The 12732-nt window shown below is 68.0% G+C and carries 10 protein-coding genes and 1 pseudogene; 4 read left to right on the top strand and 7 right to left on the bottom strand.

All coding sequences use genetic code 11. The features are described 5' to 3' along the window. Positions 1 to 40: 40 nt before the first annotated feature. The 4 genes from glpK to Rai3103_RS00100 form a co-directional block, all read right to left on the bottom strand. Positions 41 to 1567 carry a glycerol kinase GlpK gene (glpK, locus tag Rai3103_RS00115; protein ID WP_153570860.1) on the bottom strand — a complete coding sequence of 509 codons (1527 nt, stop codon included), beginning with the start codon at positions 1565 to 1567 and terminating at the stop codon, positions 41 to 43. Between the two features lie 140 nt (positions 1568 to 1707). Further along, complete coding sequence (locus tag Rai3103_RS00110) at positions 1708 to 2484, bottom strand: VOC family protein (RefSeq protein WP_194793195.1); 777 nt, start codon at positions 2482 to 2484, stop codon at positions 1708 to 1710. 21 nt (positions 2485 to 2505) lie between these two features. Then, entirely contained in the window at positions 2506 to 3948 is a 1443-nt protein-coding gene (locus Rai3103_RS00105; protein WP_153570858.1) for an MBL fold metallo-hydrolase RNA specificity domain-containing protein, read from the bottom strand. Positions 3949 to 4027: 79 nt separating this feature from the next. Beyond that, positions 4028 to 5032: a DNA topoisomerase IB gene (locus tag Rai3103_RS00100; protein ID WP_153570857.1), complete on the bottom strand. Its 1005-nt coding sequence runs from the start codon at positions 5030 to 5032 to the stop codon at positions 4028 to 4030. Between the two features lie 112 nt (positions 5033 to 5144). Here Rai3103_RS00100 and Rai3103_RS00095 point away from each other — a divergent pair, with 112 nt between their 5' ends. The 4 genes from Rai3103_RS00095 to Rai3103_RS16830 all read left to right on the top strand — a co-directional run bounded on the left by Rai3103_RS00095 (position 5145) and on the right by Rai3103_RS16830 (position 9473). Next, positions 5145 to 5834: a haloacid dehalogenase type II gene (locus Rai3103_RS00095; RefSeq protein WP_153570856.1), complete on the top strand. Its 690-nt coding sequence runs from the start codon at positions 5145 to 5147 to the stop codon at positions 5832 to 5834. 390 nt (positions 5835 to 6224) lie between these two features. After that, on the top strand, positions 6225 to 7493 hold the full coding sequence (locus tag Rai3103_RS00090) for a tyrosine-type recombinase/integrase (protein WP_194793194.1): 1269 nt from the start codon (positions 6225 to 6227) through the stop codon (positions 7491 to 7493). A gap of 317 nt (positions 7494 to 7810) precedes the next feature. Next, positions 7811 to 9124 (top strand): ISL3 family transposase, encoded by a 1314-nt coding sequence (locus Rai3103_RS00085; protein ID WP_153573528.1) that lies wholly within the window; start codon positions 7811 to 7813, stop codon positions 9122 to 9124. Positions 9125 to 9236: 112 nt separating this feature from the next. Next, a complete protein-coding gene (locus Rai3103_RS16830) occupies positions 9237 to 9473 on the top strand; it encodes a helix-turn-helix domain-containing protein (RefSeq protein WP_194793335.1) in 237 nt (78 codons plus the stop codon). A gap of 225 nt (positions 9474 to 9698) precedes the next feature. Here the strand turns inward: Rai3103_RS16830 and Rai3103_RS17170 are convergent. The 3 genes and pseudogenes from Rai3103_RS17170 to istA all read right to left on the bottom strand — a co-directional run. Next, positions 9699 to 10427 (bottom strand): annotated as a pseudogene (locus Rai3103_RS17170) (IS1634 family transposase); the annotation flags it as partial. A gap of 51 nt (positions 10428 to 10478) precedes the next feature. Beyond that, positions 10479 to 11249: an IS21-like element helper ATPase IstB gene (gene istB, locus Rai3103_RS00075; RefSeq protein WP_194793193.1), complete on the bottom strand. Its 771-nt coding sequence runs from the start codon at positions 11247 to 11249 to the stop codon at positions 10479 to 10481. Beyond that, positions 11246 to 12607, bottom strand: a complete 1362-nt coding sequence (gene istA, locus Rai3103_RS00070) for an IS21 family transposase (RefSeq protein ID WP_153570853.1) — start codon at positions 12605 to 12607, stop codon at positions 11246 to 11248. The genes istB and istA overlap by 4 nt, the downstream gene beginning before the upstream one ends. Between the last annotated feature and the right edge of the window lie 125 nt (positions 12608 to 12732).

The following is a 12732-nucleotide window of genomic DNA, read 5'->3' as shown; positions in this document are numbered from 1 at the left end:
GGGGATCGTCACGTCCGCGGCGGCCGCGCCGCGGCAACCGTCACCGGCCGGTGTCCTCGTCGAGCCAGTCGAAGGTGCGGGTCACGGCCTTCTGCCAGCAGCGGTAGAGACGTTCCCGCTCGGTCGCGTCCATCGACGGGGTCCACCGCTCGCCCTCCTGCCAGTTGGCGACCACGTCCTCCTCGCCGGCCCAGTACCCGACGGCGATCCCCGCGGCGTAGGCGGCCCCGAGAGCGGTCGTCTCGGCGACCTTCGGCCGGACCACCGGGACGTCGAGGATGTCGGCCTGGAACTGCATCAGGGTGCGGTTGGCGACCATCCCGCCGTCGACCTTCAGCGAGGTCAGCTCGACCCCGGAGTCGGCGAACATCGCCCGCACCACGTCGCGGGTCTGGTAGGCGGTGGACTCCAGCACCGCCCGGGCGATGTGGTTGCGGTTGACGAAGCGGGTGAGGCCGACCAGGGCGCCCCGGGCCTCCGGGCGCCAGTACGGCGCAAAGAGGCCGGAGAAGGCCGGCACCAGGTAGGCGCCGCCGTTGTCCTGGACCTCCAAGGCCAGCGTCTCGACCTCGGCGGAGCTGTCGAACATCCGCAGGTTGTCCCTCAGCCACTGCACAAGCGAGCCGGCCACCGCGATCGATCCCTCCAGCGCGTAGTGGGTGGGGCGGTCACCGATCTTGTAGCCGACGGTGGTGAGCAACCCGTTGTCGCTGAACACGGGCTCGGTGCCGGTGTTCATCAGCAGGAAGCAACCGGTGCCGTAGGTGTTCTTGGCGCTGCCCTTCTCGAAGCAGGCCTGCCCGAAGGTGGCCGCCTGCTGGTCACCGAGGATGCCGGCGATCGGGGTGTCGACGAGCAGCCCGTTGGGCCGGCCCTTGCCGTAGACCTCCGCGGAGGAGCGGATCTGCGGCAGCATCGACAGCGGGATGCCGAGGTCGGTGCAGATCTGGGGGTCCCACGCCAACGTACGCAGATCCATCAGGAGCGTACGGGAGGCGTTGGTGACGTCGGTGAGGTGGACGCCACCGTCGACCCCGCCGGTCATGTTCCACAGCACCCAGGTGTCCATCGTGCCCATCAGCAGGTCGCCCGCCTCGGCCCGTTCGCGGGCGCCGGGGACGTTCTCCAGGATCCAGGTCACCTTGGGGCCGGCGAAGTAGCTGGACAGGGGCAGTCCGGTCCGGGAGCGGTACCGCTCGACCCCGCCGTCCGCGGCGAGTCGGTCGCAGATCTCCTGGGTACGGGTGTCCTGCCAGACGATGGCGTGATGGATCGGCTCGCCGGTATGCCGGTCCCACACCACCGTGGTCTCGCGCTGGTTGGTGATGCCGACCGCGGCCAGCTGGTGCCGGTTGATCTGCGCCCTCGCGAGCGCCTGCCCGACGGCCTCGCGGACGTTCGCCCAGATCTCCCCTGCATCGTGCTCGACCCATCCCGGTTGCGGAAAGATCTGCTCGTGCTCCAGCTGCCCGACGGAGAGGATGTCTCCGGAGTGGTCGAAGATGATCGCCCGGGAACTCGTGGTCCCCTGGTCGATGGCCATCACGTACTGGGCGTCGTTGCTCATGTGGGTGCACTTTCTGGTGGCGGTGCGGTCGTGCTCGTGCGGTGGTGCTGTTCCGTGGGTGCTGTCGTCACCCGCCTGGTGGTCGACGACGCGACGGCCCGGAACACCGTGGCGGTGCTCCGGGCCGGATGACGGGCAGGTCAGGCCGCGGGGGCCTGGACGATCACGAAGTTGGCGCCCTGGTTGTCGGCGACAGAGGCGAAACGTCCGTACGGCGAATCCTGCGCGGCCTCGACGATCGAGCCGCCGGCCTCGACGATCCGGGCGGCGGTGGCGTCGACGTCGACGGCACCGAGGTAGGTCCGCCAGAAGCCGGGATGGCCCTCGCCGAGGAAGTTCGCCTCCATGATGCCGGCGACCGAGTCCTGCGGCGGCAGCTGATTGGTGGCGTAGCGGAACTCGTCGGTGTCGCTCAGCGGGACGACGTTCCAGCCGAACACGTCGCGATAGAAGTCGACACTCTTCGCGTACGACGGGGTGAAGATTTCGAACCAGCACGGCGCCCCGGCGACGGCCATCGTCTGGATGCCGTCGAAGTCGGCCGCCTGCCAGAAGCCGGTGGCACAGTTGCCCGGGTCGGCGATCAGGCCCATGATGCCCGAGCCGCCCACCTGCATCGGCGGGACAAGGACCATCCCACCGTTGTGCGTCGCCTTGTCGCACGTGGCCTGGGCATCCGGGGTGTCGAGGTAGACGGTCCAGGCGTCGGGGCCCGCAGGCATCTCGGGCACCCGGCCCATCATGCCGCCGACGAACGCGTCCCCACTCTTGATCATGTGGTAGTTGCCGTACTCGGCGCCCTGGTCCTCGAAGGTCCAGCCGAAGATGTCCCCGTAGAAGGTGCGGGCCTTCTCGATGTCACTGGTGGTGAGGTCGATCCAGATCGGGCGACCCTGCGGAATCGTGTTCTCGCTCATGCCCGTCATCCTTGCAGTGACCTATGACACCTGACCAGACCCCGGAGGGACCCGACGGCGGTGCCAGTGCACGGTGGCGTGGCGCGGCTCGACGACGACCACCTCGCCGTAGCGGGCGACCGCGGAGGTCCAGCCCAGTTCCTGCGCGATCCGCTCGTGCAGTGCCGCGGCAGCGTCCTCCTCTCCGTGGACGATGAACACGGTCTCGGGCGCCGGCTCGAGGTCGCGCAACCAGTCCATCAGGTCCGTGCTGTCGGCGTGGACGGAGAACTCGGCATCCCGGACGATGCGAGCGTTGACCGGGATGTAGCGACCGTGCAACTTGAGTTCCCGCGCGCCCTCCTCGAGGGCGCGACCGCGCGTGCCGCTCGCCTGGTAACCGGTGAGGATGATGGTGTTCTGCGGGTCGGGCAGCATTTCCTCCAGGTGGTGCAGCACGCGGCCGCCGGTCGCCATCCCCGAGGACGAGATGATGATCGCTGGTCCGTCGAGGCTCATCAACTCCCGCGAACTGTCCGCATCGGGCGTCTCGTGGACGTTGGGCAACCCGAGGAGTTCCTCGACGTCCAGGTCCGGGCGGAGCTCGTCACGGTGGGCGGGATCGCGGTAGACCCGCAAGGCGTTCAGTGCCATCGGACTGTTGACGTAGATCGGCACCACCGGAATGCGGCCGTCCCGCTGCATCTCGCCGATGGTCTGCAGCACCACCTCCGTACGATCGACGGCGAAGGCCGGGATGAGCACCTGGCCACCGTGCGCCACCGTGGTGCGGATCGCTCGGGCGAAATCCTCGTGGGCGCGCTCGGGTTCGGGGTGTTCGCGGTCCCCGTACGTCGACTCGACCACTACGAAGGGGGCGCCCTGGGGAGTCGAACGAGGCCGCAGTACGGGGTGGTCGTGGCGGCCGATGTCGCCGGAGAAGAGGATGGCGGTGTGGTCCGTCGACACCCGGACGCTGGCCGATCCGAGGATGTGCCCGGCCCGGGTCCAGCGGCAGACCACGCCGCCGCCCAAGGACACATCGGTGTCGTACTCCACCTGCCGGAAGTGGGTGAGGGCCCGTTGCGCGTCCTCCTCGGTGTAGAGGGGCAGGACCGGCTTGTGCTTGGAGTAGCCGTGCTGTTCGGCGTGCTCGGCGTCGCGCTCCTGCAGGTAGCCGGCGTCGCGCAGCACGATCTCGGCGAGGGCGGCGGTGCCCTCGGTCGCCCAGACAGTCCCGGCGAAACCGTCCTTCACCAGCTTGGGCAGGTAGCCGCAGTGGTCCATGTGGGCGTGGGTCAGCACGACGTCGTCGATGTCGGCGGGGTTGATCGGGAAGTCGGCCCAGTTCATCGTGCGCCATCGCTTCTCGCCCTGGTACATCCCCGCGTCGACGAGGACGCGACGGTCCCCTAGGGTCAGAAGGAACTTCGAGCCGGTGACCGTGCCGGCCGCGCCGAGGAACGTGAGTGTCGCGGGTGCCATGGATCCACACTGGACCCTTGGCGGTGGCCGTGGGGGCGATTCGTCGTGACTGCTACCCCAGGAGATGGCCGACGCCCGCTCAGCTGTCGCGCAGCAGGGCGATGGTTGCCGACTCCAGAGCGGACTGGCGGATGGCCGGATCCGGATCGTCCGCCCAGGCCACCTCGCCGATGGTGGTGCCGCTCTCGTAGCGGTCGATCACCCGAGGGTCGATGTAGGAGTGGCGTGCCACGGTGGGTGTGTTCCCGAGGTATCCCGCCGCCTCGAGCACTGCCGCACGGATCGCCCGGTTCCGGGACGCCGCGGTGGAACCTGGTTCATCGGAGCGGGCGAGCGCTGCGGCGGCGAGGACGGTGGCGTGCCAGGTCCGGAAGTCCTTGGCCGTCAGCTCCCCGTCGAAGAGGTCGCGGAGGTAGCTGTTGACCGCGGCGGAGTCCAGGTCCCGCCACCCGGTCGTCTCCCGGTAGGCCATCAGCCGATCGCCGGGACTGCGTCGCCGCCGCATCGTCTCGAGGGCACGGATCGCGTCCTCGTCATCGATGACCACCGTGTGCTCGATGCCCGACTTGCCGACGAAGCGGAAGACCATCTCGTCGCCGTGGCGGTGGACGTGGCGGCGCTGCAGGGTGGTCAGCCCGAAGCTGCCGTGCGCGTCCGCGTACGCGTCGTTGCCGATCCGGAAGTAGCCGAGGTCGAGGAGCCGGAAGGCGACCGCGTCCGCCCGGAGCAGCGGCATGCCGCTGCGCCGGATGTCCTCCGCCACGCGGGCGCGAGCCTCGGGGAGGGTTTCGGCGGCGGCCAGGACCCGATCGAACTTCTCTCGGTCCTTCTTCTCCCGCCACACCGGGTGGTAGAGGTACTGGCGTCGGCCCGCGTCGTCGGTGCCGACGGCCTGCAGATGACCGTTCGGGCGCGGACAGATCCACACGTCCCGCCAGGCGGGTGGGATCGCCAATGACCTGATCCGCTCGACCTGCTCGGGGGAGAGGCGGTCGCCGTGCTCGTCGACGTACGTGAATCCCTTGCCGGCTCGCCGCCGGCTCCAGCCGGGCGAACGCGGGGACACCATCCGCAATCGCACCATGCCCGCCATCCTGCCGCAGGGGTGGAGTGGATCTCCAGAGCCTGCGCCGAACGCTTGCCGGGGCCCGTGGGGGACCGCGACGATGGAGGGAACAGCCCCGCCGCGAGGAGCAATGATGACACCCGAGGTTTCCGTGATCGCCTTCGACGTCAACGAGACCCTGTCCGACATGTCCGGGATGGCCGAGCGTTTCGTGGACATCTGCGCGCCCGCCGACCTCGCCCGGTTGTGGTTCGCCACGGTCCTGCGGGAAGGGTTCGCGTTGGCCGCGGCCGGGGACATCGCGCGCTTCGCGGACATCGGGACGGAGGTCCTGCACAGCCTCCTGGTCAAGGAGAACCTCGATCGCGATCTGGACGAGGCGGTGGCGTACGTGATGGCCGGGTTCACCCGCCTCCCGGTCCACCCCGACGTTGTGGCGGGGATCCGGGCGCTGAAGGACCAAGGACTCCGGTTGGTCACCTTGAGCAATGGCGCCACCTCGGTCGCCGAGGCGCTCCTCGGGACGGCCGGGGTGCGGGACGATTTCGAGGCGTTGCTCTCGGTCGAGGACGCGGGGGTGTGGAAGCCGGCCCGAGCGGCGTACGACTATGCGGTAGAGGCCTGTGGCGTCAGAGCCGAGGAAATGATGCTCGTCGCCGTGCATCCGTGGGACACCCATGGCGCGTCGCGGGCTGGGTTGCGCTCGGCCTGGCTGAACCGGAACGGGGCGACCTACCCGGGATATCTCCAACCGGCGGATGTCACCGCCCCGACCCTCGTCGCGCTCGCAGAGTCGTTGCGGGATGGCCAGAAGATCTGACTGGTCGTGCCTCGAGCGCCGAGTCGATGGTGTGGGTGATCCGAGGAAAGCCCGGGCCTCCGCGGCAGCCTCGGACGACCGCGCGCCCTTGGCCCAGCGAAAGCCCGGGCGGCTCGATTGGTGGGCGCAGAAGAAGAAAGACAGGAACGGTGGAGCGGATGACGGGAATCGAACCCGCGTAGCCAGTTTGGAAGTTCGGCTCGAGGCGCTTTCGGGTTCTCGCGGGTTTGCTTGACAAGTCTTCCATCCTACCTAGTAGAGGCCGTGTTTTGTCCCGATTGACCGTGCAGTTGAGAGCAGTCAAATGCCGCTAGAATTGGGGTGCATCTTGCACGTATGTTGCACGGCGCCTGCGCTCGTGACGCGTATTCGAACAACGGGAGGGTCATCATGGGCGACCTCGCCCGGTTGGACGGCCACCGATCCAAGCCGAAGCTCGGCGGAAGCAACAAGCGGACGCGCCGCCGGTTCGGGAACATCCGCAAGCTGCCTTCTGGTCGGTTCCAAGCGAGTTACCAGGGACCAGACGGCCTGCGCCACAAGGCGCCTACGACGTTCTTGACCACCGGCGACGCGTCCAAGTGGCTGTCATTGACGGAGGCCGACATCATCGCCGCCCGCTGGCGTCCGCCCCAGGCCAGCGCTCCGACGCGCGAGAATTTCCGCGATTACGCCAGCCGATGGCTGAACGCCGCCGATTTGAAGCCGAGAACACGCGATGAGTACCGCCGTTTGATTGACGACCTCGTCAAGACGTTCGGTGACCGGCCGTTGCTGGGTATCACTCCTGATGAGGTCGTTGCCTGGCACGTCGCCCTACCTCCAGATCGGGCGACCGGGAACGCGCACCGGTACCGGATGCTTCACCGTGTCATGCAGGCTGCCGTGGATGATGAAAATGTGCACGGGCTGACGGTGAACCCTTGCCAGCACCCGAAGTGGGGCAAGGGTCCCGCTGGGCGCCCGATCGTGCCCGCGACGGTCGGCCAGTTGGCGACGATTGCCGAGCACATGCCACCCAGGTTGGCCGCTGCCGTCCACGTGGCGGCCTGGTGTGGGCTCAGACTAGGGGAGTTGGCCGAGTTGCGTCGAGCCGACGTTGATCTGAAGGGCGGAACGATCCGTGTCACCCGCTCGGTTCAATGGGTCCGAGATGGGGTTCGCGACAACGGCAAAGCGCGATACGTGCCGGTGGTCGGGCCGCCGAAGTCTGACGCCGGTATCCGCACTGTGACGATCCCGCCCCACATCGTCCCGATCTTGCGGGAGCACCTTGCTGAACACGCTCAACCCGGCCCGCGTGGTCTCGTTTTTCCTGCCCCTGAGGGTGGCCAACTGCGCTCGGGACCTGTCTGCCGAGTGTTCGGCCCTGCCCGGGAGGCCGCCGGACGGCCGGATCTGCGCTGGCACGATCTGAGACACACTGGGGCGACGCTCTACGCCCAGGCCGGTGCCACCCTGCGGGAGTCGATGGCCTACCTCGGCCACTCCACGCCTGGGATGGCCCTGCATTACGCCCATGTGGCTGAGGGCCGCCCCGCGACACTGGCCGCGAAGTTGTCCGCCATGGCCGGATGGGAACCGCCGGGAGTGAACGACGGCTTCACGGATGAGGACGGGCACGAGGAGTTGTCGGAGACAGACGTAGACAACACGTAAATGCGGATAAGGGATAAGGAGTCCTCCCAACCTGCCGGAGAGCGACATCGTCCAGACGACCCGGAAGACCAGATCAGGGGCTCAAACAGCAGGGTCAGCTGACGCCATGACGGGAATGGCATCCCCTGCTTGTGGTTCTATGACCCCGCCATCACGAGGAGAGTAGCTCTCGTGAGAGATGCGATTGGGGGCTCTTCGCAGTTGAGGGTGTAGGTGCGCACTGAACTGGGGCCGACTCTGGGACATGGGCGTGAAGAAGGGCCCTGGGTTGGAAGATGGAGGTTCTCTACGCCGTCATCGCCAAGCCCAAGGCCCGTATGTCCCAGCCTACGTCACCCCTGTCCACTCCTTGCCTGGACGAGTTCTGCCGCCTCGATCGTCTCGGCCTGACGGTGGTCGGCCAGCAGGTCGCTCCCGACCACACCGTTCTGGTCTGCCACGTCGTCGCGCCCGGTGACGTGTGTCCCGCGTGCGGGCAACGCGGGACTGCCCGCGACATGGTGACCCGCCGACTGGCGCATGTCCCGTTCGGCTGGTGGCCGACGATCCTGCACGTGCGGGTGCGCCGCTACCGGTGCTCGCAGTGCCGCAAGGTGTGGCGCCAGGACCTGCGGCCGGCCGCCTCGGCGCGGGCGAAGCTGTCGCGTGACGCGGTGACGTGGGCCTTGCGCGCGTTGGTGATCGATCGGATGTCGGTCGCCCGGATCGCCCAGGCGCTGGGCGTGGCGTGGAACACCGCGAACAAGGCCGTCCTCGCCGCAGGCCGCCAGCTGTTGATCGCCGACCCTGCCCGTCTGGGCGGGGTGGAGGTGATCGGGGTCGATGAGCACGTGTGGCGCCACACCCGCCACGGCGAGCGCTACGTCACGGTGATCATCGACCTGACCCCGATCCGTGACCACACGGGCCCGGCGCGCCTCCTCGACATGGTCGAGGGACGTTCGAAGAAGGTGTTCAAGGCCTGGCTCGCCGACCAGACCGCAGCGTTCCGCGCCCGGGTGGAGGTCGTCGCGATGGACGGGTTCACTGGCTTCAAGACCGCCGCTGTCGAGGAACTGCCCGACGCGGCGGAGGTGATGGACCCCTTCCACGTCGTCGCCCTCGCCGGAGACAAGCTCGACCAGACCAGACAGCGGATCCAGCAGGCCACCCGCGGGCATCGGGGCCGGTCGGGTGACCCGCTCTACGGCATCCGCCGGGCGTTGCGGACCAGCGCCGGCCTGCTCACCGACAGGCAGATTGCCCGGATCGGAGCGGTGTTCGCCGACGACGCCCACGTCGCCGTCGAGGCCACCTGGGGCGTCTACCAGCGGGTGATCGAGGCCTACCGACAGCCGTCACGGGCCGACGGCAAGCAGATGATGACAGCGCTGATCGCCTCGATCTCCCACGGGGTCCCGAAGGCGTTGGGTGAGGTGATCACGCTGGGACGGACACTGAAACGCCGCCGCACCGACATCTTGGCCTACTTCGACCATCCCGGCACCTCGAACGGGCCGACGGAGGCGATCAACGGCCGACTGGAACACCTACGCGGCACCGCCCTCGGCTTCCGGAACCTTGTCCACTACCGGCTACGAGCACTGCTCGACACCGGGGGCTTCAGACCCCGACTCCACTCTCTTTTGTGAAGAGCCCGATTGGGGGCGCGTGATCGCTAGCTTGTCGGGTCGTGACCTACGCTAAGTGTTATCTGGGCTGCGTTCGAAACAAGTTGACGTAGCAAAAGGCTCAAGAGGCACAATGAGCATCACGACGCCGACCGTATCGGCACACACCAACGCCCCCCGTTGGGCAACAATGAGCGAGGCCGCCGCCCACATCGGCGGGGGAATCAACCCGCGTACCGTTCGCGAGTGGATTAGTGCAGGCATCCTCCCGGCCTACCGGGTTGGCCCCCGTTTCATCCGCGTGGACCTGAATGATGTGGATGCCCTGGCCGAGCGAATCCCGACCGCTGGGCAATGGGAACAGCGCTAAATCACCATGACACCGCAGGAAAACTACTCCCGCGTGCGACCGAAGCTTCTTGGGGAGGTTAGGCGCCTCAGAACCGACGTTGCGCACGTTGCTGACGGCTTGTCGGCAACGGTTACTCTTGAGGCCTTGGTTGACGTCTCCAAACTGACGGACGCCGAGGCTCGCGCCGAGTCGTCCGCACTGGAGGAGTGGCCAGACGCCATATGGACGATGGCCCGCGACGAGGACGAGGCGGGCATCGATCGCCTTGTCGTCGCGCTTACGGCGCTTGAACGAGTACTGGTAGACGATCCGCCGGGCCCGCCCCGCCGACCCGGTCCCCATCACCCGACTCGATTCCAGGATTTGCCCGTCGGCGAACCAGTCTCCGTGGCGTTCGAAGTGGTCGGCCAGGTCGTAGGGCGCCTTCGTCAGCCGGGAGCCGACGATGAAGGAGTAGCCGGCATCCTCCAGGGCGTTCAGGTTGCCCGCCGACAACATCCCGGCGTCGGCGACCACCACGACCTCGGCCAACCCATGCCGGTCCCGGAAGGCATGCAGGACCGGAATCAAGGTCTTGGTCTCCCCGATGCTGCCATCGAACAGGTGCACCTCGAGCGGGAACCCGGACGGGTCGACCAGCAGCCCGACCTGAACCTGCGGATCGACCCGATGCTCCTTGGACATGCCGACCCGACGCAGGTCGTCCTCGTTGTCGTTCTCGAAGTGCAGGGTCGTGACGTCGTAGAGGATCAGGCCACCGGTCCCTGTCGCGGCAGCCGAATATCCGGCGCAAGCGCGCGCCAAGCGGTCGCGGTAGTCGCGTTCCTGGACCCGGCGCAGGCACCGGTAGAGGGTGTTCAACGCCGGCGCCGGGACACCGACGTCGCCCAACACGCGCAACGTGTCGCGTTTAGAGGTCGGCTCGATGATCCGCGCGCACACCAACGCCCGGAACGTGGTGTCGGGGTACTGCCTGACGTGTCGTGTTGAGTACGGGCTGACGTGTCGGTTCCGGCGTGGTCATCATGTCAGGTGGTCGGGGTCGTTGACGAGGGCGTGGTGGTCTTTGAGTCGGTAGCTGGGGCCGTTGATGGTGATGACGTCGCAGTGGTGCAGGAGGCGGTCGAGGATGGCGGTGGCGAGGACTTCGTCGCCCAGCACGCTGCCCCATTCGACGAAGGATTTGTTGCTGGTGATGATCAGGGAGCCGCGTTCGTAGCGGCGGGAGACGAGTTGGAACAGCATGTTCGCCTCGTCGCGGTCCAAGGGGAGGTAGCCGACCTCGTCAACGACGAGGACGGAGGGTCGGAGGTAGGTCTGGAGTTGGCGGTTGAACCGGCCTGTCGTCTCCGCGGTCCGTAGCCGGCGGACGAGGTCGTCGAGGGTGGTGAAGTAGATCGAGAACCCGGCCTGGCAGGCGGCGACGGCCAGGCCGACGGCGAGCATCGTCTTCCCGACCCCGGGCGGGCCGAGGAGGGCGATGTTCGACTTCGCGCGGACGAACTCCAGGGTCGCGAGGTCTCGTATCTTGCGGGGCTCGAGGTCGGGCTGGAATGCGTAGTCGAACTCGTCGAGGCGTTTGTGGTGGGGCAGGCCGGACAGTTTCAGTGCGTTGGTGAACCGGCGGGCCTCGCGCATCCCGGCTTCCTCTTCCAGCAGCAGGTCGAGGAAGTCCAGGTAGCCCATCTGGGCGGTCTCGGCCCGGTCGGTGAGTTCGGTGATCGTGTCGGTGAGGTGGGTCAGGCCCAGCCGGGTCGCGTTGGCGCGGATCCGGTCGACGGTCAGGCTGCTCACGCCCGTCCCCGTCCGGCGGCGAGGGCTTGGTAGGCGGCCAGGTCACGGCGGGCCACGGCAACATCGGCACGGTGATGAGCGACCACGGCTGCGAGCGGGCCCGTCCCCGCGCCGTCGACGCTCGCGGCGGCGGGTCGGGTGGGGAGTTCGATGACGGTCGCGCGGGTGTGGCCGTCGGGCAGTCCGTCCCAGTGGGCCGGGTCGATGACCCACTGCCCGCGGCGGGTGGCGCGGGTGTGGGTGGTGAGCAGGGTTGTGCCGTCGGGGTCGGGGGTCAGGGTGTGGATGGTGAGGGTGTCGGCGCCGGCCCGGACGGCGACGCGTTGGCCGGGCCGGATCCGGGCGGCGGGCACCGAGTAGAAGCTGGCTTCGAAGGAGACCAGGGCGTCCTTGCCGACGCGGCGCAGGTGGGACTCACAGACCAGATACGGGTGTGGCGGGATCGGCGCGAGGGCGGCGCGGTCGGCCTCGGCGCGCACGGCGATGACTTCACCGTGGGTGCGGTGGACCTGGGCGCGGCGGATCGCGAGCCAGTCGGTGAAAGCGGTCTGGAGCTCGGCCAGGGAGTCGAACCGGCGCCCGGCGACGACGTGGTCGCGCACGATGTCGACCTGGCGTTCGATCTTGCCCTTGCCGGTGGGCCGGTAGGCGGCCAGGACATCAATGTCGAAGCCGTAATGATCGGCGAACGCCGCGGCCTCGGGATGGAGCGGGACCGGCGCCCTGGGGGCGACGTGGCGTTTGATCACGGTCTTGGTGCGGTCGTAGACGATCTGGGCCGGGACCCCGCCGAAGTGGTCGAACGCGGCGCGGTGGGCCTCCCAGAACGTGGCCAGGTCGGTGCTGGTCGTGAACAGGCAGAACGGGTCGCGGGAATGTGCCAGGACCATGTGGAAGGAGTACACGTGTCCGATCCCGACATGGGCGAGCAGATCGCCCTCATCGCCCCAGTCGACCTGGGCCTGCACCCCGGGCTGGGTCTCGAAGCGACGGTGCAGGCCGGTCAGCCGGTTCTCGTCGTCGGCGTCCAGTTCGGCGCTGATCCGGGGCCGGGCCGTCGCGACGAACATCTTCACCCGCTGGTAGTGGCCGGTGAAGCCGTACTGCGCGACCAGTCGTTCATGGATCACGCTGGCCTTCAACCCGATATCGGCGCGCAGCCAGCCCTCGACCACCGAGACGAACGGGGTGATCAGCGCCGGCTGGGTCCCCGCCCTCGGCGGGGCCTTCGGAGGGCCGACCAGAGCGTCGGCCGTCAGGTACTTACGGACGGTGCGCCAGTCACACCCGCACTCACGGGCGATCTCGGCATACGTCGCGCCTGCCTGGTGCAGGACGCGGAAACGGCGGATGTTCATCCAGGACTCCTCATCCAGGATCATGGGGGTAAGCCACCCTTCGGTCTCGTCTTCTTGGCGGTTGACGAATCGAAGGGTGGCCCACCCACACACGGGCGAGCAAGGGGTTAACTCGCCGGAACCGA

This window comes from Raineyella fluvialis (assembly GCF_009646095.1).
Taxonomy (GTDB): domain Bacteria; phylum Actinomycetota; class Actinomycetes; order Propionibacteriales; family Propionibacteriaceae; genus Raineyella; species Raineyella fluvialis.
This window is presented reverse-complemented; position numbering and strand designations above follow the sequence as displayed.